The following is a 21,821-nucleotide window of genomic DNA, read 5'->3' as shown; positions in this document are numbered from 1 at the left end:
TCGTCGGGCCGTCTCAGCGCAGGCCGGGGATGAACTGGATCAGGAGGTCGAGCAGCTTGATGCCCACGAAGGGCAGTACCAGCCCGCCGAGCCCGTACATCCAGATGTTGCGGCTGAGCAGTGTCGCGGCGGAGGACGGCCGGTAGCGCACACCACGCAGTGCGAGCGGGATCAGCGCGACGATGATCAGCGCGTTGAAGACGATCGCGGAGGCGATCGCCGAGGTCGGGCTGTGCAGGCGCATGATGTTGAGCTTGTCCAGGCCCGGGTACACCACCGCGAACATCGCCGGGATGATCGCGAAGTACTTCGCGACGTCGTTGGCGATCGAGAAGGTCGTCAACGCACCACGGGTCATCAGCAGTTGCTTGCCGATCTCGACGATCTCGATCAGTTTGGTCGGATTGGAGTCCAGGTCCACCATGTTCCCGGCCTCCTTGGCGGCCGAGGTTCCGGTGTTCATCGCCACGCCGACATCCGCCTGGGCCAGCGCGGGCGCGTCGTTCGTGCCGTCGCCGGTCATCGCGACCAGTTTGCCGCCCTCTTGTTCTCGCCTGATCAGGGCCATCTTGTCCTCGGGAGTGGCCTCGGCGAGGAAGTCGTCCACCCCCGCCTCCTGGGCGATGGCACGCGCGGTCAGCGGGTTGTCACCGGTGATCATGACGGTTCTGATGCCCATGCGGCGGAGTTCGTCGAAGCGTTCGCGCATTCCTTCCTTGACGACGTCCTTGAGATGGATGACGCCGAGGACACGGCCGCCGGGCGCGTCGCCGTGCCGGGTCGCCTCGCCGACGACCAGCGGGGTGCCGCCACTCGCGGAGATGCCGTCGACGATGCCGTCGACCTCTGCCGTGGGGTGGCCTCCGTTGTCACGGACCCAGCGCATCACTGCCGTCGCCGCTCCCTTGCGCAGGGACGTGTTCTGCTGAGGATCATTGAGATCGACACCACTCATCCGGCTCTGAGCGGTGAAGGGTACGAACGTTGCCCGGTCCAGTTCGCCCTCGCTCCGGCCACGTAGCGCGTACTGCTGTTTGGCGAGAACGACGATCGAGCGGCCTTCGGGCGTCTCGTCGGCAAGCGACGACAGCTGGGAGGCGTCCGCGAGTTCCTCGACGCTCACCCCCTCCACCGGCAGGAACTCGGCTGCCCGGCGGTTGCCGAGGGTGATGGTGCCGGTCTTGTCGAGCAGCAGGGTATTGACGTCGCCCGCTGCCTCCACCGCGCGCCCGGACATCGCCAGCACGTTGCGCTGCACGAGCCGGTCCATGCCCGCGATGCCGATCGCCGAAAGCAGCGCGCCGATCGTCGTGGGGATCAGGGCCACGACGAGGGCGACGAGGATGACGAGGGTCTGCTCGGCCCCTGCGAAGATGGCGAAGGGCTGGAGTGTCACCACCGCGATCAGGAAGATGATCGTCAGGGATGCCAGCAGGATATTGAGCGCGATCTCGTTCGGCGTCCTCTGCCGCGCGGCCCCCTCCACGAGTGCGATCATCCGGTCGATGAAGGTCTCCCCCGGCTTCGAGGTGATCTTCACGACGATTCGGTCCGAGAGCACCTTGGTGCCGCCCGTGACGGCCGACCGGTCGCCGCCCGACTCGCGGATCACCGGCGCCGACTCGCCCGTGATGGCCGATTCGTCGACGCTCGCGATGCCCTCGACCACATCGCCGTCACCGGGGATGATCTGCCCGGCCTCGACGACGACGTGGTCGTCCAGACGGAGGGCGATGCCCGGAACCTCCTCCTCTGCGGTGTCGGCCGCTCCGGGCCGCCAGCCGGTGAGACGGCGGGCCGTCGTCGTCGTCCTGGTGCGGCGCAGAGTCTCCGCCTGGGCCTTGCCGCGTCCTTCGGCCACGGCTTCGGCAAGGTTGGCGAAGACGGACGTCAGCCAGAGCCAAGCCGTGATCACCCAGGCGAAGACACTGGGCGCCCTGACGGCCGACAGCGTGGTCAGGACCGCCCCGACCTCCACCACGAACATGACGGGATTGTGGACCGTCGAGCGCGGATCCAGCTTGCGCAGGGCGTCGGGGAAGGACGTCAGAAGCTGTTGGGGATCGAGCAGTCCGCCCGAGACCCGGCGCTGCCGGCGCCCGGCGCCCGGCGGAACGGGAGTGGGAGTGGTGGTCGTGGACATCAGTGCAGACCCTCCGCAAGGGGTCCGAGCGCGAGCGCGGGAAAATATGTCAGCCCGACAACGATGAGGATCACTCCGGTCAACAGCCCTACGAACTGCGGCCGGTGCGTGGGCAGGGTGCCTGCGGTGACCGGGACGGGCTGCTGTCCGGCGAGCGAGCCGGCGAGCGCCAGGACGAACACCATCGGCAGGTACCGGCCGACGAGCATGACCACCCCGAGGGCGGTGTTGTACCAGACGGTGTTCGCACTCAGCCCTGCGAACGCCGAGCCGTTGTTGTTCGCGGCCGACGCGAAGGCGTAGAGGACCTCGGAGAAGCCGTGCGGTCCGGAATTGAGCATCGCGGCCCTCTCTCCCGCGAATGCCATCGCCAGCCCCGCACCGACGAGGGCGAGGGCGGGCGTGGTCAGGATGTAGAGGGAGGCGAACTTCATCTCCCGGCCCCGGAGCTTCTTGCCCAGATACTCGGGTGTACGGCCGACCATCAGTCCGGCGACGAAGACCGCGACGATCGCCAGGATCAGGATCCCGTAGAGCCCGGAGCCGGTACCGCCGGGCGCGATCTCCCCCAGCATCATGTTGAAGATCGTCATTCCGCCGCCGCCCGGCGTGTACGAGTCGTGGGAGGAGTTGACCGCTCCGCACGACGTCAGAGTGGTGGACACGGCGAACAGGGCCGAGGTCCAGATCCCGAACCGTGTCTCCTTTCCCTCCATCATTCCGCCGGCCGTATGACCGGCTGTGCTGCTGACGCTGTGCAACTCGTTGGCGGTCACGACGGCGACCGATGCGGCCCAGATCAATGCCATCACGGCGACGATGGCGTAGCCCTGCCGGTGGTCACCGACCATGGTCCCGAAGGTCCGCGGCAGCGAGAACGCGATGACCAGCATGAGGTAGATCTCGACCAGGTTGGTGAAGGCGTTCGGGTTCTCGAAGGGGTGCGCGGAGTTCGCGTTGTAGAAGCCACCGCCGTTGGTGCCCAGTTCCTTGATGACCTCCTGAGAGGCGACGGGGCCCCCGGTCAGGCGCTGATGCCCGCCCGCGATGGTGGTGACGTCGTGGATTCCATGGAAGTTCTGCACGGCACCCGCGGCCACCAGAACGAGCGCGAAGACAAACGCAAGGGGCAACAGAACGCGCACGACGATCCGCGTCAGGTCCACCCAGAAATTCCCGACGCGATCGGTCTTCTTCCTGGTGAAGCCGCGGATCAGTGCGGCGACGACGGCGATGCCGACAGCTGCGGAGACGAAGTTCTGCACCGCGAGGCCCGCCATCTGGACCAGATGCCCCAGGGCCGACTCGCCGGAGTACGACTGCCAGTTGGTGTTGGTGGCGAAGGATGCCGCGGTGTTGAACGCCAGGTCCGTGGTGAAGGGCTTCGTCCCCAGAGACAGCAGGAGATGGTTCTGCAGACGCAGGAATGCGTACAGGAACAGGACCGACACTGCGGAGAAGGCCAGGACGCTGCGCAGGTAGACCGTCCACTTCTGGTCCGCGTCGCCGTTCACTCCGCCCGCCCGGTAAACCAGGCGTTCGATCCGTCCATGATGACCGGCGGCCAGGACGCGGGCCATGTAGCCGCCCAGCGGGCGGAACGAGAGACCTAGCGCGACCACCAGGGCGAGTACCTGGAGCCAGCCCGCGAGGGTGTCGTTCATCCGGGCTCTCTCCTAGAACCTCTCGGGAAAGATCAGGCAGATGACCAGGTAGATCACGAGACACACGGCAACGATCAGGCCGACGAGGTTCTCCACGCTCACAGGCGCGCGACCCCCTTGGCGGCCAGGCCGATAAGAGCGAACACCGCTGCCGTGAGGCCGATGTACACAACGTCCGCCATGCGAGTGGCACCCCGCAGAGTCATGAGGGCAGGACTGTTCGGCCCCGCCGGCTGGAAGGTGGAGTCGATCCCGAGTACGGGGCCGGTTCACTTCTGACGCTATATCAGTTGAGGTCGTGAGGGTTCTGTCGCCCTGTGAGCCGATGGGATGACGGCGCAGTGCGCGGATTCACCCCGCGCCGCCGGATGCCTCGCTGCCGCCGGATGCGGCACCCGGAAGGGTGAGCATCACCGAGAAGGCGGGCCCCTCGGCGGTCGTCTCCAGGGTCCCGTCCATGGCCTCGGCCAAGTCGCGCGACAGCCGCAGGGACAGGCCGCCCGCCCTGGCACCCGGAGACCGGGAGGTTCCGGTGTCCACTTCCGGATCCCGGTCGGACATGCCGTCCGCCACCAGAATCGTCACCCGGCCGGCCCGGACCTCGGCGGTGAAGACGGGGGGCCGGTCCGGCGGGCTGTGCCGCAATGCGTCGGCCGCCAGGGCGGTCAGGGCCCGGGTGAGGAGAGCGGCGTCGGCGATCACATCGGGCAGCCGTTCCGGCATGCGCAGAACGATCGAGTGACCGCCGGGCCCGAGGTCGTCCAGAGCAGCGCCCAGCGCTTCGTTGAGGTCGACCGGGCGGAGGTACAGGGCGAGTGCCCCGGCGTGCAACCGACTCACATCGTCGAGATCGGTGACCAATTGCGCCGCACGGCGCACCGCCGCGCGGGCCGTGTCCAACAACTGCTCCTCCTGCGGTTCGGGCGCCCCGGCGCGTCGACGCCGCAAGCGCACGAGCGCCGCTTCGGCGGTGTTCAGCGGGGTACGCAGATCGCGGCCTGCCGCGAGAAGCAGGGATGCCCGGGTGCGTTCGGCGTCGGCGAAGGTGTCCGTACCGCCGGAGCACCCGGCAATCCGCTCCCGGGCATGGGCCAGCCCCAGTTCGGCGGCGCATGCGGCGAGGACGCGCTGGTCCTCCGTGCTCAGTCCCGAGCCGCGTGCGACCAGGGTGAGGTCGTCGTCGACGGGGCTCTCCACATCCGCCTCGTAGGGCTTTTCCGGCGGCCGCTCCCCCGCGCTGGCGACCACGTACCAGCGGGGCACGGGGGATGCTTCCGGATCCCTTTCGAGCAGGCTGACCGCATGGAGGCCGAAGTTCTCCCGGATCTGCTCCACCAGTGCCGTCAGATCCTGGCCACGCAGCATGGCGGCGGCCAGGCGGCTCAAGGCCCTCGCCTCCGACGTCGCGCGTACGGCCTGATGCGTACGCCGCGCTGCCGTTCCGGCCGCCGTGCCGACGAGAACGGCCGTGGCGACGAAGACCACGAGCGCGGTGATCTCGTCGGGGCGCTCGATGGCCAGCGTGTGTACCGGTGCGGTGAAGTAGTAGTCGACCAGCAGTGCTCCCGCGACGGCGGCGAACAGTGCGGGGTAGACCCCGCCGACCAGGGCGACCACGACGACCGCGAGCAGATAGATCACGAGGTCGCTGGAGAGGCCGAGACGGACACCCGGCGCGGTCAGCAGCACCGTCAGCACGGGCAGCAGCAGCACGGCGCCGGCCAGCGCGGACCAGTACCGTCTTGGGCCCGTGCCACGGCTCGGACGAGGAAGCCTCAGCGCAGGAGTGCCTGCCGCCTCCTCATGGGTGACGATGTGCACGTCCATGGGACCGGATCCTCTGATCGTCCGCTCTCCCACACCTGCTCTCAGCAGGGAGGCGAGACGGCCGTGCCGGCTCGCGCCCAGCACGATCTGAGTGACGTTCTCCGCCTCGGCGAACTGGAGCAGGGCATCGACGACGTCCTCGCCCGTGGTCTGGTGGTAGCTGCCGCCGAGCGACTCCAGAAGGGTGCGCTGGGCCTCCAGCACCGTCGGGTCGAGACCGGGGAGCCCGTCCTCCGGAACCACGTGGAGGGCCAGCAACTCGGTGCCGGGGGTACGAGTGCTGATCCGCGCGGCACGACGGATGAGGGTCTCGCCCTCCGGCCCGCCGCTCAGGGACACCAGGATGCGCTCCCGGGTCTCCCAGGGAGCGACGATGCCGTGTTCCGCGCGGTAGCGCTGCAGCCCCTCCTCCACCCGGTCGGCGAGCCACAGCAGGGCGATCTCGCGCAGGGCGGTGAGGTTACCGACTCGGAAGTAATGAGTGAGTGCGGACTCGATGCGGTCCGGCGGATAGATGTCGCCATGGACCATGCGGCGGCGGAGCACCTCCGGTGGCAGGTCGACGAGTTCGATCTGGTCCGCCCGGCGAGCCACCTCGTCGGGCAGGGTCTCCCGTTGTGTGACACCCGTGATCTGCCGTACCACGTCGTTGAGGGATTCCAGATGCTGGACATTGAGCGTGGTGACAACATCGACGCCGGCGGCCAGGAGTTCCTCCACGTCCTGCCACCGCTTGGCGTTGCGGGCCCCCGGAACGTTGGAGTGGGCCAGCTCGTCGACCAGGGCGACCTGGGGACGACGGGCCAGCACCGCGTCGAGATCCATCTCGGTGAAGAGCGCGCCGCGGTGCCTCAGCGTACGGCGGTCCATCGTCTCCAGGCCCTCGGCCATGGCCGCGGTGGGCCGGCGTCCATGCGGCTCGACAAAGCCGACGACCACGTCCGCACCCCCTGAACGCAGCCGCTGCCCCTCGGCGAGCATGGCGTACGTCTTCCCGACCCCGGGGGCGGCCCCGAGGTAGATCCGCAACCGTCCACGTGCCACCGGCGGACTCCTGCCCAGATCACCCCATGGCGTGTGCTCGCGCCCTTCCATGGTGCGCCCCTCATAACCGTTCCACCCGACGACACCGGCCAGGGGCACCTCGACCCCGTCGCCCGTGCCCGGGGTGATGTGACGCTCGGCCCTCGCTCGGTCGTCACGGCCAAGTGCCCGGTCATCACCTGGATCACCGGCGATCACTTCGAGGGCCGCTGGATCAGCGAACCCCTCGCCGAGGCGCGGCGGAGCGGGCTCTGGAGACGCCGGAGGGCAGTCCTGTGCCGCGGGGACGCGTTTCGCCGCAGCGGCGGAGCCGCGCACCTGCCCATGGAGAAATGGGACGAATCCGCAACCGTCGGACCAGGCGTGCAGGACTCCGAAGGCCCCAGGCACACTCTGTGTGTCACATTCCCGTCGTCAAGAGGATGATTCACGCATGATTACGCTCAAGAAGGAAGACGGCCCGGCTGATCTGGACGGGGTGACCCATCTGTCCATCGGAGTGTCCTGGGATCCGACCGCCGGCAGCAGCGGCGGGGTGATGGGAATGCTCCGCCGCAAGTCCGGTACCGACCTCGACCTGATCGCCATCGCGATGCAGGGCGGGGACCCGGTGCGCCTGGCGGGACTCGATTCCCTCGATCCCATGGGGAACGGCTCCTTGGTTCACAGCGGCGACAACCAGACCGGGCGCGGCGACGGCGACGACGAGACGGTGACGGTCGAGTTCGCGCGGATACCACCCAATATCACCTCGATAGTGTTCGTCGCCGCCGCCTACAAGAAGGGCAGTTCTTTCCAGAAGGCGCGCAATATCAGCTTCAAGGTGTACGACGCGACCGGGGGAAGCTCCCAGCAGGTCGCCGACATCTGGCCGAGCCTGCTCACCCAGGACAACGGCTGCGCCGTGGCCAAGGCCGTGCGCGTCGGCGACAGCTGGAAGCTCGAAGTGATCAATACGGCGGGGAAGATCAAGCAGGGCAATGAGCATGCCCTGATGCGCTTCGCCGTCAGCAAGTAGCAGGCATTGACCAGCCCGGCCGCGTCCACGTCTGCTCGGTGGACCGCCGGGCGGTCTCGCGCGGGGCGTCCTTTGCCGGTCGATCCGGCACATGGCCGGCCCACCGGACCCGAGTGCCGGATTTCCGACACCGGTCAGGGCCTGAACCTACGTCACTTCGCACACGCAGACACGTCGGCGCGCTCTGCCGGTCACCGGCGCCAGAAGAAGTGATGCACCACCCCACTCGGGCTCGGGATCTGCTCCAGATGAAAGCGGTCGACAAGCTCGTCGGGACTCGTCCACAGCCTCTCGCCGCGGCCGATCTCGACCGGCGCGACGGCGATATGCATCGTGTCGATGAGATCGGCGTCGAGGAACTCCCGGACCGTGGCAACACCGCCGCCGATTCGTACGTCCTTGCCCTCGGCGGCGTCGAATGCCCTCGCCAGCGCATCCTTCGCAGACGCGTCGAGGAAATGGAACGTGGTGTCGCCCAGAGTGATCGAGGGTCGTTCATGATGAGTGAGGACGAACACCGGCGTGTGGAACGGAGGTTCGTCCCCCCACCACCCCTGCCAGTCGTAGTTCTCCCACGGCCCTCGCTGCGGACCGAATTTGTTGCGCCCCATGATCTCGGCGCCGATGTTGTTGGTGAAGTCACGAGTGAGGTAGTCGTCGAGGCCGTAGGTTCCACCGGGTTCGGTCCGGGTGGGGCAGTGAGCGGTGGCGCCCGACCAGGAGAAGAACGGACCTGGATCGACGTTGCCGAACGGGCGTTCAAGGCTTTGCCCCTCCCCGGAACCGTAACCATCGCTGGACAGATTGAAGTTCTGAACGCGGACCAGCTGTGTCACCGAAACCCCTTCTGGTTGCAATATGCAATCGGTCAGTAACCTACCTAGAGTGATCTCATGATGCAACCAGTTCCCCACGACAAGCTCCCCGTGTCTCCGGGCCGGTCCGGCTGTCCGATCAATATGACGATCGAGCTCCTCGGAGACCGGTGGAGCCTGATCGTCCTGCGCGACATCATGTTCGGCGGAAGCACCCACTTCCGCGAGCTGCTCACCGAGTCCATCGAGGGCATCGCGTCGAACATCCTGGCCGGTCGCCTCGCGAAACTCGTCGCCGCAGGCCTGCTCACCCGCGACGACGACCCGAGCCACCGCCAGAAGGTCGAATACCATCTCACCGAGGCGGCGATCCAGCTCGTCCCGGTGATGGCCCAGCTGGGCGCGTGGGGTGCCTGCTGGCTGGATACGACGCCGGAACTGACTGTGCGAGCCGAACTGCTGGCCGCGGGCGGCCCCCCGCTGTGGCAGCGATTCATGGCCGAACTCCGCGCCACTCACCTGGCCGGCGCGCCGCTTCCTGCGGATGGGGTGCTTGCGGAACTGACCGCCGCGTATCACGAAGCCGTTGCCGAGCGCGGGCAGGATGCAGCTGGATAGTCCGCGCGCCGCCGATGAGCCCCCGGGTCGATCACTGCACGCAGAACCCGTGTGAGAGCACTGCCTCAACCTCGTTCCCAGCCCGTGCCGATGCGCTGGGCGAAGTTCTCGCTCCCGGCACGCTCGATCACTCGCGCCCTGGGGTCGTTGCCCGGATCCGTGTCCGCGGCAATGCGTTCGGCGCTCTGCTCGGCCGGCAGACGGGTTCCTTCCCGAGCAGGTCGCCGACCTGGCCGCGGCCGCGATGGCCTTCCGTGACCCCGATGCAGGCGATGACGAAGCCGTTCGCGCCCCGAGTCGGTACCGCCAGCCCGACCTGTTCGCCGTCCTGCCGCACACCGGTCGGCCACCAGTCGGGGGGATTTGAGTAGCTGAGCAGCTCGTCGTGGGGAGACGGTCTCCGAAGACGGATCTCAGCCGGCCGTGCCGGGCTTCGTCCCCCATACGTACCCGGCGTCGTCGATCCCGAGGAGGTTCCACAGGGAGGCCGCATCGTGGACGGTGACGTTGCCGCAGCCGGCGGTCGACGGCATGGACGGCGGCGCAGAACATACGCCGGAGTTCCGAGCCGGCTGCGTGCGGCTACCGCTCGCCGGCCGCGGCCGCGAGTTCCTTGAGCAGCACGGCAACGGCAGTCTCGGTCATCCGGTACCCGGCGGCCGACTCGACGATGCCGCCCGCCGCGACGCGCGAGGTCCACCAGTCTTCCAGGAAGCCGGGGGCGTATCCGCCGGTGCAGAAGCCGAACGGGTCGGACACCAGGCAGAAGACGATCATGAGCTCGTAGTCCGGCTGTGCGTAGGAGCGCTCCTGCGACTGCGATGCCCTGATGTAACGCTCGAAGGAATCGACCTGGTTGCCACTCGTGAACAGCCAGAACAGGTAGTCGTACATCAGCATCGACCGTGCGTCGGCGTGCAGGGCGAAGAACCCCTTCTCCCGCACGACGGCCTCAGCAAGCCCCCTCATCAGCCCGTCCACATCGGGCAGGAGGTCCGCGACTTCGCGGAAGGCCCGTAGCAGGACGGGCGAGAAGCTGCCCTCGCGCACCGTGTCCAGGGCGGCGAGCCGGTCTTCCTCCGACGTGTCGTAGGCGGATTCGTCGACCAGGCCCTCGATGAACGCCTCGAAGTTCTCCGCGACGAGGGTGATCGCGAAGTCGGCCTCCTGATCAACATGCACCACCGACGGCTCGCCGTCCTTGCCGCAGGCTCGGTAGTCGAGGGCCAGCATGTCGTGGCCCGCCGAGGGCATGTCGGCGAAGTAGACGCCGATGTCGGGATATTCCCACATGTCGATCCAGAACCGGCTGCCGAATTCGCCACCGAGTGAGTTCGGCTTCGTCCGTCCGATGCCCAGGATCCCGGTGATAGCGATGTGGTCCTCGGCCCAGGACGTCGGCTCGGCCATGGGAAAGCAGTTCCGGGTCGGGATGCCGCCGTTCTGCGCGCGCACCAGAGCGATGTAGGAGCCGGGCAGACGCTATCCGCCGAGTTCCTCCTCCAGCGAGGCGATCAGTTCCGGCGACGGCGGGGTCTCGACATAGTTCTCCAGCGCGTACGACGAATCCTCCCAGAATCCGGCGCCGTCGAAGCCCTCGAAGTGCCCCACCACGTCCTCCTTTGAATATTCTCCGGCAATCCTATGAGGCCCCGTGCCTCGCTGGGGACCGGCCCCGAATCCGATACGGGATACGTGCCGTCCCCACCGCGGCCTGCACCAACTCGCCTGCACCATCCGCTCGGGACGACTGCGAAACCCGTTCCGGGAGCACCACGAACTCCAACGCCGCATACCCATACGGTCACGGCACCAGCCAGGACGCGAATCCGTCGTGAGGGGCGGGTGCGTCCCGACGTCGTAGCGGACACCGCCAGGGGCGAGCTCATGCCGTTGGAGATCCCCCTCGGCCGTAAAGCCGGATGCGAGCACCATTCCGCAGGAACAGGCCAAGGGGCCACTCGATCGCGGCCCTGGCGTCGCAGAAGGACCAGACCCGCGGATTCCAGTACGGCCAGATGTCGGCTGATCGCCTGGCGGGACAGCCCCGGACCGTGTGGCGAGGAGGCGCTGGAGGAGCTCCGGGGCCTCCGGCTGCACATCCACCGCCGCAAGAGCCGCCTCCCCGGACGGAATACGAAGATCGGAGAGACACCCCTTGATGGTTCGGGCCGCGTGCACGAGGCCGGGAAACGGGAACTCCTCCGGCTCCTTCTCGCATTACAGAGGACGATCTGATCGTTTGATGTGTGACAAGATCACGGCGCCGTCGTCGAAAGAAGTGAGCAATTCATGGCCATGGTGGGCCTGTTCTGGATCGCCGAGGGCGACGTGTACGTGGGCGCGAAGCCGTCTGGTCTGGCTCCCGGGGTGCGGCTGACCCCCGAGGGCGTGGTGGCCCTCGGCGACAGACAGTCCGGCCTCTGCCTGTGGGAGGACATCAACTCCCTGACGGTGGTGGACGTCCCGGTGAAATCCCTGAAGCGGCAGATCGGCGCGGTCAAGGACCTGGCTCTGGGCACGCTAATGAACCTGGCTCTTCCCATGGGCCCAGGCCGGGTGGACGAGGCTCCGGCGTTGATGACGGTGCGCGTGGAATCTTCCGACGGCGACCATGAGTTGGCGGCCTACGTCGCCGCGGCCGTCGGCTACCCCCAGACCGAGGTCGACCTCTCCCGCGCCCTCCTGTCCCACCTCACGGAGGGCGCCGCGACGATGTCGACGACGCTGGCGGCGATGTCGGAGTGGGGCCGTACGTGGGAGGGAGGGTCGCCTCGGGGGACGGAGCGGGAGGAACTGTTGCTGGGGTGGGTGGGCTAAGGGCTGTCCCAACTGATGCCCCTGCAAGGTGCGCAGTGGATTGCCCGGCGATTTGCTCAACGGGTGCCGGCGGTGAATGCGCTGAGATGTTTCACTGCCGGTCAGCGGGTGCGGGTCGGCGAACAGCGCGGCTGACACCTCTTCCCCCTCGGGGGGGGAAGAGATGCTCTTCCTTCCCTCTCCCCGGGCCGGGGCATCGGCCTACTCCGCGGCAGTACCCGCTCCCGGGCTGCCAAAGGGGTTGTACCTGCTGTGCGGGTCCTCTTCGGGGGTGTGGGTGTGTGTCAGGTGGGTGAGGGCTTCTCGCCAGGTGCCGGTGTGGACGGGCAGGGGTTCCAGAGATGTGGCCAGTGTGTGAATGGCGTCGGTGGTGGCGGGGCGGGCGATCCAGTTGACGATGGATGCCAGCAGCCAGGCTCGTGTGGGTGGGGAACCGGCGTGGGGCGGTTCGGTCAGGACCGCGGTGACCGCCGGGCCGGGTTGCCCGGGCCGGGCCGGATCGGGCAGGTGGAGGACGCCGGTGGCGGGGGCGGACCGCAGTGTGGTGTAGGGCTCGGGCGGTAACCGCCAGCCGGCCCGGTCCAGCTGCCGGGCGCGTTTGACGAAGTCTGACATCCAGGTGCGGGGAAAGAGAACAGCATGCCCACCGGCGTGCACGGCGGCCCCGCACAGCAGCGGGATCATGCCCCGCTCTGGCGACGCGTGGCGTGCGTAGCCGGCGAGGACGGCAGCGAGGCTCTGCTGCAGGGCGACGGGGGTGCGGGCCCGCGTGAGGAGTTCGCCGCCGCGGAAGAGGAGGTAGAAGGTACTGGGACGTTCAACGGTGAGGGTGACGGGCGTGTAGCCGGTGTCGCAGAGACCGCCGGTGGCGGTTTCGGCGATCTGGAGGGATTCGTGACCGCGTACCGCGATACCCAGACGGGTGCCGTTGATCCGGGCGGTGAGGACGGCGTCGACAGGCTGGGCAGCGACGTTCACCGAACAACTGGTGGGCGCCTCGACGACGGTGGCCTGCGGGTCGGCGCCGCTGAGCCCGACCAGGGCGTGGCTGACCTCGTTGAAACCGGTGAGTACCCGGGGTGGCCGGCCGGGCGCCAGGAGCACGGCGGTGGGCGTGCCCTGGTGCGCCGCGCGTTGGCCGAGGCTGGTCAGGAGCTGGCGTGCGGGTTCGGCCAGAAGCCGGCCGAACAGGCTGGTGTCGTCGCCGTCGACCAGGAGCACGGAGGCATCGAGGCGCTTCAGGCTCGGAGCGTTCGCCGTGAGATCGGCGGTCAGCTGGGTGCAGAAGCTACAGGTTGCGGCCATCGCCACTACGAGCACCGGGTGTGGCGTCAGCCGGGCGCAGTCGGTGGCCTGCGCCAGCAGGTCGCCGTGCACCGCGGGTTCGGCGGATTCGGTGTCTGATGCGATGAGGCCGGCGGCCCGCCACTGGGTGAAGCAGTGGGTGTGCTGGGCGTGGTGTTCGACGGCGGGGGACCGACCGCGGAGCCAGCCGAGAGCGGTCGGACTGAGATAGGCCGCGGCGGGCCTGCCGGTGTCCAGCAGGACCCCGCCGCTGCCCAGCTCAGCCACGACCACTCCTGGTTGCAACATGACTACGGCTGCTGGCAGAAGCCGCTGTAGCCGTTGGTGGACACACACACGAGTCCGGGGCAGCAGCCGATGGATCCGGTGCAGCCTTCTCCTTGGATCCGGCAGGCGCTGGGGGCGATGAAGGCGTCGGTGAAGATTTCTTCGATCTCCGCGATCATCTCGGTGTCGGGGGTCAGGGGGCGCGTCTCTTGCAGGTAGGTGACCATGTGAAAAGAGTGAGGGATCGGCGACCCTATGTGTATCACCCACACGCATGAAGCTTGACGAGGTGATTTTGACAAGCGAAATGAGTCCCTCCGGCATCGAAGTGGGCGCGATCAGGTGTTCGACCGGCGAGTGCCGTGGATGGACAGGTGACAGACAAAGGCGCAGCTGGGGGCGGCCGTCTCACGCCAGGTCCATCACCGGCTCCCCGCCGGGGCGGGGCGGGAGAATGCCGATCACGCCAATGGCGCAGGCCAGAACTTGGCTCGTACACATGCGCGACGGTTTCGCCATTCCGGGGTTCCGCATCCAGTGGAAACGCAAACGAGGCGCGATGTGCGCTGTCGACGCCGTCCCTGACGACCGGCGACAACAGACCACACCTGCCGTCCATGACGCCATCGGCTGCGGACTCCGACGAACCGTCGCCCTGGCAGCGATCGCCCATGACTGAACCGGACCCGCAGCAAGACCGCGGAACTCCGGCTCATGGACCGTGTACTCGATGTCAGTGCGCTGCGGTAGACACTCCGGCAGCAGCCGGAACGCGACCACGGAAGAGGGCCCACCATGGCAGACAACGGAATATCAGGCGGCACACCGGGAGAAGACGTGGCAGATCCGGATCCGGCGCACGGGCTGCCCGGCCGCATCGGCGTCATCGGCGGTATCGAGTCGCTGGTCCTCGACGACCGCCGCCTGTGGTTCGGTTTCGATTTCACCTCCGACCAGGTGCTCTCCCCCTTGATCGGCGACGCAGGAGCCATGGCGCGGTACGCCGCACGGCACATGCGCCAGCGCACAGGTGCCCACAACGAGGACTACTGGACCCACCTCGTCCGGGCCGCCGTGGAAAACTCGGATCTGGTGCAGTTTGACGAGCAGCGCACCTTCACCACGCGATCGCTGGAAGCAGGGGACGCCAGCCCCGCACACGGGCACCTGCTCTACCTTCTCGACGCGGCAGCGGAGGACCCCGATGACGAGGACGGGGAGCTGCGGCCGGTACAAGCCCGGACCACGGTCGGCAACTGGTCGCTGCTGTTCGCGCCGTACGTCCGCAGCGCACAAACCGCCTGACCGCCGGCTCGGACACGCCGCTGCGCCGGCCCGCGGATCTCCGTAGAGGAGGCATTGGCGTTCGGCGCGCCACCACCAGTTGGCCGCCCGGCGCGCGACTGGCGCCGTCGGACCGGCCCCACCGAGCCGACGGCCGGACGGAACGGCCGCTCGGTATGCGTCGTACGTCATGCCGGAGCACTCTGAACTTGGGGCTGCCCGTCCCCGACCGGCAGCCCCGAGGAAGGGGTGACAGCGATGTTCGCGAGGCTGAGCACCTATGAGGGATCACCGGTTCCCGCGCAGGGAGACCTGACCGCGAACTGGGAGGCAACTCTCCAGAAGGTCCAGGAGGTTCCCGGCTTCCGGGGCGTGTACTACCTCATCGACCGAGCCTCCGGGAAGGCAAAAACGCTGACCTTGTGGGATGACGAGCAGACCATGCAGGCCGGCGAGGGAAGGACAACCCGGCTCCGCGAGGAAGTCGCGCACAGGGAAGGCCAACGGGTTGTCTCGGTCGAGCGCTTCGAGGTGGGATTCAGTCACCTGGAGACGTAGCGTTCACCGCTCCGCATGCTGACGGCACCGTGGAGTCGGCGGGCCGAAGACACCGGAGGCATTGTACGAGCAGCTGCATCCGTGCGCGATCGCAGGGGGCCACGGGTCAGCTGTCCTGCCGACGCCTCCGGGGAGCGGTACTGAGCCATTCGTGTTGTGATCGATGACGGAGGGCACAACGCTATCGAGAACGGGAGGACATCATGGCTGAGAAGCTGCGAGCGCGAGACATCATGTCCGGTGGCGTGCAGTGCGTCGGTGCGCACCAGTCTCTGTTCGACGTGGCGAAGATGATGCGCGATCTGGGCGTCGGTTGCCTGCCCATCTGCGGCGACAACAACAAGCTCACAGGCTTGATCACCGACCGTGACATCGTCGTCAAATGCTGCGCCGAGGGAGTCGATCCGGCAACCGTGCAGGCCGGATCGCTCAACGCCAAGGTGCACTGGATCGATGCCGAGGCGGACGCCACCGCTGTTCTGACGACCATGGAGGAACACCAGATCAAGCGGCTGCCGGTGATCGACGTCCAGGGCGGCCACCGCCTGGTCGGCATGATCACGGAGGCCAACCTCGCGAAGAATCTGAGCGACGAACAGATCGCCGAGTTCGCGAGCCGCGTATACGCGGGTGCCGGCATGTCGGGTCAGTCCCCCGGCTGAGGCGTCTCCTCGACCCCTGGGCGACAGGCTTCGGCCGGGTGGGGCGCGAGACGTTGCCCATGCCCGTCGAGGCGATCTGCCGGGATGCCGCCGTACGGCCGAGGCCCCGGCTGTACGGCGACGTAGGGCTGCGCCATGTACGGGTCCTGCCGCAGCCCGGCGAAGTCCTGGCCGTGCGGGCGCAGTTCGGGCTCGGCGCACGGGACCGGAGCGTCCCGGGTGGCTCGTCGGCACCAAGTACGGGCGCAGCCTGTTCGAATTGGCCTGAGCGGCGGCGTGGTCCTGTGGCGGCAGGGACTGGGCGGCCCCCTGCGCCGATCCCTTCTACGCCAACGGAGTTGTCCGCGTCGTCACGCGCGCCGGTACCGTACTCGCAGTGGACGCCGAGACCGGTCGCAATCCCGCCCGGGCGCGGCGCAACCGTCAGGTTCGAACACACGGGGGGACAGCGGCTGATGTGGACCGACACGGCCTTCCTGGTCGGCGCGGATCCGGGCGAAGTACTGCGTACGGCACCGCCGCCGGCCGACGAGGCCGAGCGGCGCACGGCGGCCGTGTACCGCTCGGTGGCTCAGCGGCTCGGCCGGGCCGAAGGCGTGAGCCGGGCCCAACTGCTGTCCCTGGAGGCGGCCCGCTTCGGGTGGCCCGGCCTGGCCGCACGGTTCGCCTCGGCCGCACCGCCCGGGGAGCCGACCGCGCCCTGGCGGGTGGGCTGGGCGACGGGACGGCGGGCCGACGAGCGGACCGTCCGGGTGATCCGCTGCGATGGCGTGCACGCGGTGCTCGCCGTGCGGAACGGGCGCCTGGTTGCCGTGGATGCCGGTCCGTTCGGCGAGGTACGGGCCCTGGACGTGCTCGACGGGACCTCGAGGGACCTGTTCAAGGCCCCGCAGGACGCCCGGGTGGTGGGGTCGGTCGAGTCGGGCGGGCGGGTACTCCTCCTCACCGGCCACGAGGCGCGCGACCGGCACTGGAACACCGACCGGCAGGGGCCCGACGACACCGTACGGGTCTGGGACCTGAGCACCGGCGAGCCGGTGGGCGAGCCGCTCGTCGTGGCCCGTGGCCGCCTCACCACGGTGACCGCCGCGCGGGCGGACGGCCGGACGCTCCTGGTCAGCGGCGGCTGGGACGGGCTGGTCCGGGTCTGGGACCCGGCCACGGGCCGGGAAGTCGCCGAGCCCATCGGGGGGCACCGGGGCTGGGTGACCGCTGTGGCGACGGCGCAGGTGGCGGGCCGCGCGGTCGCCGTCACCGCGGGAGAGCACGACCATCACGTCCTGGTCCGGGACCTGCTCAGCGGCCGCACAGTCGGCCGGCCGCTGACCGGCCACTCCGCTCCGGTCCTGGCCGTGGCCACCACCCACGCGGACGGCCGCGCCCTGGCCGTCACGGCGAGCGAGGACCACACGGCCCGTGTCTGGGACCTGGCCACCGGCACGCAGCTCGGCACCCCGCTCACCGGCCACGGCCACCGCGTCTGCGCGGTCGCCACCGCCCGCGTGGACGGCCGTGTCCTCGCCGTCACCGGAGGCTGGGACCACACCGTCCGGGTGTGGGACCTGCTCACCGGCGCACAGCTCGCCGACGCCTTCACCGGCCACGACCAGCCTGTGAACGAGGTGGCGGTCACCATTTCGGACGGACGGCCCCTCGTGGTCGCCCGGGCCACCGACGGCCTGTTGCGCACATGGCACCTCACCGGACGGCGTCACGGCGGCGAAGCCATCGACGGTCCGGGCCGGAAGGCCGCGTCACTGACCATGGCGACCGTGGGCGGCCGCCGGATCGTGGCCACGGGCCGGTACGACGGGACGGTCGATCTCTGGAACCTCGATCGTCCCCACACCACCCGGCCCCTGCCCGGCCACACCGACGCAGTCCTGGCCGGGGGCATGGCCACGGCCGTCGTGGACGGGCGCACCCTGCTGCTCACGGCGGGCCGGGACGGGCTCGTACGGATCGCCGACCTGGAGACCGGCGAGGCGTGCGGGGCCCCGCTCGACTGCCGGGACACGGAACCGGCCGCCCTCGCGACGGCCGTCGTCGACGGCCGGACCCTCGTCCTGACCGGCACCCGGACCGGAACCGTCCGGATCTGGGACCTGGCCGCACGGCAGGAGACCGAACCGCCCCTGGCCACCGGGGACGACCGGGGCGTACGAGCGCTCGGGGCCATCTCGGCCGGCGGCCGCACCACCCTGGTCACCGGCCATGCCGACCGCACCGTCCGGATCTGGGACCTGGCCGACCGTGCCCCGCTCGGCCGGCCGATGCACGGCCACACCCGCGCGGTGGAGCGGGTCGCGACGGCCCTCGTGGACGGTACGCCCGTCGCCGTCACCACTGCCGGGTACGACCCCCACCCCAGGGTCTGGGACCTCGCGACGGGCCAGGAGCGCGGCGAGCCGCTGTACGGCCACCGCCGCCGGATCGCCGACCTGGCCGTCACCGCGCTCGACGACCGGACCGTCGCCGTCACCGGCGGCGACGACGCCACCGTGCGCGCCTGGGACCTGCACACCCGCACGCGGATGGGCCGTGCCCTGCGGTTCCCCTACCGGGTACACAGCGTGACCCCCGTCGACGGCGGCGCACTGCTGGTCGGCTTCGCCGACGAACTGGCCCTGCTGCCCCGGGCAGACCTCTCGGAAAGATCCGATCAGCCCGTGCTGTGACCAGGCATCCGGGCCGCTGCTCCGCGTCTGTGCGTGGCCGGCGCTTCGCTCGCACTCCACCACTGTGCGGGACGGCTGTCCCAACGGCTCGTGGAGGTCGCCGAACAGCCCACGAGCGGCCCCGCAGGACATGCTCGTCCACCTGAGTCGGCACAGCGGACCGCCCGGAGCGCGCACGACCTTCACGAAAGCGCGGACCCCGCGCACGCCTGACAGGCCACCTCAAGAATCCGCGCCGTCAACAACCATGATAGAAGAGGGCGTTATGAACCACGAGGCATACAAAGCACGCCAACTCCACAGTCCTGTTCCGCACTCGGCCCGGGTCTGGAACTACTGGATCGGTGGCAAGGACCACTACCCGGTGGATCAGGAACTGGGAGACCAAGTCATCGCGAGCTATCCCCAGACCCGTGAACTCGCCCTGGCGTCACGGGCCTTTCAGGCGCGTGCGGTGCGGTATCTGGCCGAAGCGGGAATAACCCAGTTCCTGGACATCGGAACCGGGCTCCCCGTACAGAACAGCACCCATGAGGTCGCGCAGAGCATAGAGCCGAAGGCTCGCATCGTGTACGTCGACAACGATCCGCTGGTTCTGACGCACGCCCGTGCCCTGCTGACGAGCTCGCCCGGCGGGATGACGGACTATGTGCACGCGGACATGCTGGAAGCCGAGCGGGTGCTCCGGGAAGCGGCGCGCACCCTGGACATGACACGCCCTGTTGCCGTCATGGTGCTGTCCACGCTGGGGCACCTCGAACCCCGGGCCGGCATCGAACTCATGCGTCGGTACATGGCCGGCACGGTGGCAGGGAGCTATTTGGTCCTCTGCGACACGATCTCCACACCGCAGACACTTGCCGCGCAGGAGGCTTACGCCGCGGGCGACACTCCGCCGTATCTGGTACGCCGGCCGGAGGAGATCCTCGCGAGCGCCGAGGGGATGGAGTTGATCGAGCCCGGATTCGGTTCGATCACCCTCTGGCGAGCGGGCGAAGAGGTTCTCGATCCGGTTGACCAGTGGGGATTCGTCGCCCGCAAGGTGTAGGAAGCAATCACCGCGGCCTGTGAACTCAATGGCGGCCCCGGTACCGGGCACCGTGGTCACGTTCCACTTCATCGTGCATGCCCGCGCACAGCGCCCATGCAATGAGGAGGTTGAGGGCGATGAGCACGGTTGCCCACACGGGGTAGTAGGGCACCCACAGAAAGTTGGCGATCGCACCCAGCCCGGCGATGGCGACACCGAAGAAGCGCGCCCACACAGCACCGCTGAACACCGCGCAGCCGGCGAGGACGAGAACGATGCCCAGGATCAGATGAATCCAGCCCCAGCCCGTCAGGTTGAACTCGAATACATAGTGGCGCGTCGGGAGGAACAGGCCGCCCTTCGCGATAGCGGCGATCCCCTCGAAAATCGCCATCGCGCCACCGACGATCATCAGAACTGCTGCGAGAACGGTCAACCCGGACCGGAAGGCAATCTCCGGATTCGTGCCGACGACGCCGGATTCGGGTCTGTTGATGTCACTGGCCATCTCGGCCTCCTTGGCGGCTGAACCATCCGGCCGGCCGGATCGGCCGGTCGAGGTTCCCCCACGTCCAAGCGTGTCATGGCGTTGTTCTGACGGCACTTCGTGGCCGGTCGTCCAGGAAACCGTCCCGTTCGGGCGGATTCCCCACCCCGGCAAGGACGTTCCCGCAGGCCGGGACCCGCTCGGGCCGGGGAGCACCTCGGGGTGGTGTCACAACGTGCGCGGCCGCACTGTCAGTTCCAGAGTTCACCGAGCCAGCGCAGGGCGCTCAGGCTCGGCAGGAAGCAGTACTCGCCGCCGCGGGTGACGACGAAGCGCGGCAGTGGGGTGAGACGCCGTCGCAGCGGCCGCCGGGGAATGGTGAAGCCGGTGACTCCGTCGTGGGATCCGGTGACGGGGTCTTTGGTGTTGCCCGCGCCGAAGAAGACGCCGTCGTTCATCCACTCGGACTGGACGAACTCGAACTGCCGCCCGAGGTGGGCTCCGATGAACGCGAACATCAGGCCGCGGTCGGCCCCGTCGTCCTCCAGGACTCCGTCGGGCAGCGGCGGTCCGTAGACGGCGCCACGTCTGATCATGCGGTGCAGTCGCACGTCACCCGCCACCGAGGCGTCGCGGGGATTGGCCCGGCGGATGTGGCAGCCACCGGGCGTGATGAATCCCGCCGGGTCGTCTCGCTCGTACAGGAAGGTGTTGCGGCGATGCAGGTCGGCGCCGAGAGCGGGGTCGTCGTGCTCCGGGCTGAGCGCGAGGGGGGCTCCGCTGCGCCAGCGTCCCATGATCTTGGCCGCGAGCAGTTCCTCGTCCTTCGGAGAAGTGGCGTTGTCCCGCAGATACTGCCGGAACGCGGCGACATCCTGGTGGAGCTTGCGGAAGACCGCGTAGCTGCCGTTGCGACCCAGCACCTCCGGCCGCGGGGTCTGGAGACCTCCGATCTCGTCCCGGTAGCCGAGCACGAACTCCCCCGCCTTCAAGGGCACTTCCAGCCGGTTCGACCCGGCGATGCCACTTCCGTCGACGGCTGGATGGCTGACGCCGTCGCGGTAGCCGAAGTGCTCTGCCTCGGTGGGCAGCGCGTAACAGTCCTGCCGCCAGATCGCGGTCACACCGGAGAGGCGGTCGTACGCGGGGCGCGCTCGGTCGAGGGCCGCCTCCAGCCCTTGGGGGTCGGGCGCGACCGCCGTGAGCACCACATGGACGTCCGGCGTGCCCAGCGGGGCTTCCCAGTTCTCGGGGCTGCTCTCGCCGACGTCACCCAGCGTTCCGGCCCGGGCGGCCATCCCCTGCCGGAACTCCCAGGCAAACGTGTCCAGTGACGCCCGCGGCACACCCAGGGCCGCCAGGCCGTGGCAGGAGACCGCGGCACTGACCCAGGTGTCCCCGCGGGGGCCGGCCGAGTCGGCGGCGGAGGTCACCACCGCACTCGCCCGCCGCATCAACTCCCGCCCGTCCGCCCGGTCATCGACGCGGAACACGAGGTAGGTCGCCGCATAGGGAGTCGGCCGAGGGCTGAGAACCCCGCGCTGAATGTCGTCGAGTTCCAACGCGCCTTGCGCAGACCTGCTCACGGTCGCCTCCCTGCG

Annotated in this window: 20 protein-coding genes and 1 pseudogene; 9 read left to right on the top strand and 12 right to left on the bottom strand. The window is 68.8% G+C overall.

The window, feature by feature from the left end; genetic code table 11:
* Nucleotides 1–13: 13 nt before the first annotated feature.
* The 4 genes from kdpB to ACF08M_RS06985 form a co-directional block, all read right to left on the bottom strand.
* The gene (gene kdpB / locus ACF08M_RS07000) at nt 14–2,143 is read right to left on the bottom strand and encodes a potassium-transporting ATPase subunit KdpB (RefSeq protein WP_392184203.1); all 2,130 of its coding nucleotides are present in this window, start codon (nt 2,141–2,143) and stop codon (nt 14–16) included.
* Nucleotides 2,143–3,807, bottom strand: a complete 1,665-nt coding sequence (kdpA, locus tag ACF08M_RS06995; RefSeq protein WP_392184202.1) for a potassium-transporting ATPase subunit KdpA — start codon at nt 3,805–3,807, stop codon at nt 2,143–2,145. The genes kdpB and kdpA overlap by 1 nt, the downstream gene beginning before the upstream one ends.
* Nucleotides 3,808–3,819: 12 nt before the next feature.
* Complete coding sequence (gene kdpF / locus ACF08M_RS06990) at nt 3,820–3,909, bottom strand: K(+)-transporting ATPase subunit F (protein ID WP_392184201.1); 90 nt, start codon at nt 3,907–3,909, stop codon at nt 3,820–3,822.
* Nucleotides 3,910–4,158: 249 nt separating this feature from the next.
* Nucleotides 4,159–6,678, bottom strand: a complete 2,520-nt coding sequence (locus ACF08M_RS06985) for a DUF4118 domain-containing protein (RefSeq protein ID WP_392184200.1) — start codon at nt 6,676–6,678, stop codon at nt 4,159–4,161.
* A gap of 433 nt (nt 6,679–7,111) precedes the next feature.
* On the opposite strand from ACF08M_RS06985, the gene ACF08M_RS06980 reads away from it, so the two are divergent.
* On the top strand, nt 7,112–7,696 hold the full coding sequence (locus ACF08M_RS06980) for a TerD family protein (RefSeq protein ID WP_392184199.1): 585 nt from the start codon (nt 7,112–7,114) through the stop codon (nt 7,694–7,696).
* A 191-nt stretch (nt 7,697–7,887) separates the two neighbouring features.
* Here ACF08M_RS06980 and ACF08M_RS06975 read toward each other — a convergent pair whose 3' ends face one another.
* Entirely contained in the window at nt 7,888–8,532 is a 645-nt protein-coding gene (locus ACF08M_RS06975) for a dihydrofolate reductase family protein (protein ID WP_392184473.1), read from the bottom strand.
* Nucleotides 8,533–8,655: 123 nt separating this feature from the next.
* Here ACF08M_RS06975 and ACF08M_RS06970 point away from each other — a divergent pair, with 123 nt between their 5' ends.
* A complete protein-coding gene (locus ACF08M_RS06970; protein WP_392184198.1) occupies nt 8,656–9,129 on the top strand; it encodes a winged helix-turn-helix transcriptional regulator in 474 nt (157 codons plus the stop codon).
* Between the two features lie 582 nt (nt 9,130–9,711).
* On the opposite strand, the gene ACF08M_RS06965 is transcribed toward ACF08M_RS06970, so the two are convergent.
* The 3 genes and pseudogenes from ACF08M_RS06965 to ACF08M_RS06955 form a co-directional block, all read right to left on the bottom strand.
* The gene (locus ACF08M_RS06965; protein WP_392184472.1) at nt 9,712–10,608 is read right to left on the bottom strand and encodes an SMI1/KNR4 family protein; all 897 of its coding nucleotides are present in this window, start codon (nt 10,606–10,608) and stop codon (nt 9,712–9,714) included.
* Nucleotides 10,609–10,611: 3 nt separating this feature from the next.
* Nucleotides 10,612–10,740, bottom strand: a complete 129-nt coding sequence (locus ACF08M_RS06960; protein ID WP_392184495.1) for a hypothetical protein — start codon at nt 10,738–10,740, stop codon at nt 10,612–10,614.
* 356 nt (nt 10,741–11,096) lie between these two features.
* A pseudogene (locus tag ACF08M_RS06955) lies at nt 11,097–11,186 on the bottom strand (ArsR family transcriptional regulator); the annotation flags it as partial.
* A gap of 235 nt (nt 11,187–11,421) precedes the next feature.
* Here ACF08M_RS06955 and ACF08M_RS06950 point away from each other — a divergent pair.
* Nucleotides 11,422–11,949 carry a hypothetical protein gene (locus ACF08M_RS06950; protein ID WP_392184197.1) on the top strand — a complete coding sequence of 176 codons (528 nt, stop codon included), beginning with the start codon at nt 11,422–11,424 and terminating at the stop codon, nt 11,947–11,949.
* Between the two features lie 201 nt (nt 11,950–12,150).
* Here the strand turns inward: ACF08M_RS06950 and ACF08M_RS06945 are convergent, their stop codons facing one another.
* Entirely contained in the window at nt 12,151–13,521 is a 1,371-nt protein-coding gene (locus ACF08M_RS06945) for a hypothetical protein (RefSeq protein WP_392184196.1), read from the bottom strand.
* A 23-nt stretch (nt 13,522–13,544) separates the two neighbouring features.
* A complete protein-coding gene (locus ACF08M_RS06940; protein WP_392184195.1) occupies nt 13,545–13,748 on the bottom strand; it encodes a hypothetical protein in 204 nt (67 codons plus the stop codon).
* A 227-nt stretch (nt 13,749–13,975) separates the two neighbouring features.
* Here ACF08M_RS06940 and ACF08M_RS06935 point away from each other — a divergent pair, with 227 nt between their 5' ends.
* The 6 genes from ACF08M_RS06935 (at nt 13,976) to ACF08M_RS06910 (ending at nt 19,751) form a co-directional block, all read left to right on the top strand.
* Nucleotides 13,976–14,200 carry a hypothetical protein gene (locus ACF08M_RS06935; protein ID WP_392184194.1) on the top strand — a complete coding sequence of 75 codons (225 nt, stop codon included), beginning with the start codon at nt 13,976–13,978 and terminating at the stop codon, nt 14,198–14,200.
* A 158-nt stretch (nt 14,201–14,358) separates the two neighbouring features.
* On the top strand, nt 14,359–14,826 hold the full coding sequence (locus ACF08M_RS06930; protein WP_392184193.1) for a hypothetical protein: 468 nt from the start codon (nt 14,359–14,361) through the stop codon (nt 14,824–14,826).
* A 237-nt stretch (nt 14,827–15,063) separates the two neighbouring features.
* Entirely contained in the window at nt 15,064–15,363 is a 300-nt protein-coding gene (locus tag ACF08M_RS06925) for a hypothetical protein (RefSeq protein WP_392184192.1), read from the top strand.
* A gap of 203 nt (nt 15,364–15,566) precedes the next feature.
* The gene (locus ACF08M_RS06920) at nt 15,567–16,025 is read left to right on the top strand and encodes a CBS domain-containing protein (protein WP_392184191.1); all 459 of its coding nucleotides are present in this window, start codon (nt 15,567–15,569) and stop codon (nt 16,023–16,025) included.
* Nucleotides 16,026–16,480: 455 nt separating this feature from the next.
* Nucleotides 16,481–18,703, top strand: coding sequence for a WD40 repeat domain-containing protein (locus ACF08M_RS06915; RefSeq protein WP_392184190.1), 2,223 nt, complete (start codon nt 16,481–16,483; stop codon nt 18,701–18,703).
* A 265-nt stretch (nt 18,704–18,968) separates the two neighbouring features.
* Complete coding sequence (locus ACF08M_RS06910) at nt 18,969–19,751, top strand: SAM-dependent methyltransferase (RefSeq protein WP_392184189.1); 783 nt, start codon at nt 18,969–18,971, stop codon at nt 19,749–19,751.
* 25 nt (nt 19,752–19,776) lie between these two features.
* On the opposite strand, the gene ACF08M_RS06905 is transcribed toward ACF08M_RS06910, so the two are convergent.
* Nucleotides 19,777–20,241, bottom strand: a complete 465-nt coding sequence (locus tag ACF08M_RS06905; protein ID WP_392184188.1) for a hypothetical protein — start codon at nt 20,239–20,241, stop codon at nt 19,777–19,779.
* A 230-nt stretch (nt 20,242–20,471) separates the two neighbouring features.
* Nucleotides 20,472–21,806 (bottom strand): Dyp-type peroxidase, encoded by a 1,335-nt coding sequence (locus ACF08M_RS06900; RefSeq protein ID WP_392184187.1) that lies wholly within the window; start codon nt 21,804–21,806, stop codon nt 20,472–20,474.
* Nucleotides 21,807–21,821 lie beyond the last annotated feature (15 nt).

It is taken from the genome of Streptomyces sp. NPDC015032, assembly GCF_043080425.1.
In the GTDB taxonomy this organism is placed as follows: Bacteria; Actinomycetota; Actinomycetes; order Streptomycetales; family Streptomycetaceae; genus Streptomyces.
This window is presented reverse-complemented; position numbering and strand designations above follow the sequence as displayed.

Coding starts and splice junctions, on each gene's coding strand:
- kdpB (WP_392184203.1), bottom strand. CDS start 2,143: ATGTCCACGACCACCACTCCCACTCCCGTTCCGCCGGGCGCCGGGCGC.
- kdpA (WP_392184202.1), bottom strand. CDS start 3,807: ATGAACGACACCCTCGCGGGCTGGCTCCAGGTACTCGCCCTGGTGGTC.
- ACF08M_RS06980 (WP_392184199.1), top strand. CDS start 7,112: ATGATTACGCTCAAGAAGGAAGACGGCCCGGCTGATCTGGACGGGGTG.
- ACF08M_RS06970 (WP_392184198.1), top strand. CDS start 8,656: ATGACGATCGAGCTCCTCGGAGACCGGTGGAGCCTGATCGTCCTGCGC.
- ACF08M_RS06950 (WP_392184197.1), top strand. CDS start 11,422: ATGGCCATGGTGGGCCTGTTCTGGATCGCCGAGGGCGACGTGTACGTG.
- ACF08M_RS06940 (WP_392184195.1), bottom strand. CDS start 13,748: ATGGTCACCTACCTGCAAGAGACGCGCCCCCTGACCCCCGACACCGAG.
- ACF08M_RS06935 (WP_392184194.1), top strand. CDS start 13,976: ATGCCGATCACGCCAATGGCGCAGGCCAGAACTTGGCTCGTACACATG.
- ACF08M_RS06925 (WP_392184192.1), top strand. CDS start 15,064: ATGTTCGCGAGGCTGAGCACCTATGAGGGATCACCGGTTCCCGCGCAG.
- ACF08M_RS06920 (WP_392184191.1), top strand. CDS start 15,567: ATGGCTGAGAAGCTGCGAGCGCGAGACATCATGTCCGGTGGCGTGCAG.
- ACF08M_RS06915 (WP_392184190.1), top strand. CDS start 16,481: ATGTGGACCGACACGGCCTTCCTGGTCGGCGCGGATCCGGGCGAAGTA.
- ACF08M_RS06910 (WP_392184189.1), top strand. CDS start 18,969: ATGAACCACGAGGCATACAAAGCACGCCAACTCCACAGTCCTGTTCCG.
- ACF08M_RS06905 (WP_392184188.1), bottom strand. CDS start 20,241: ATGGCCAGTGACATCAACAGACCCGAATCCGGCGTCGTCGGCACGAAT.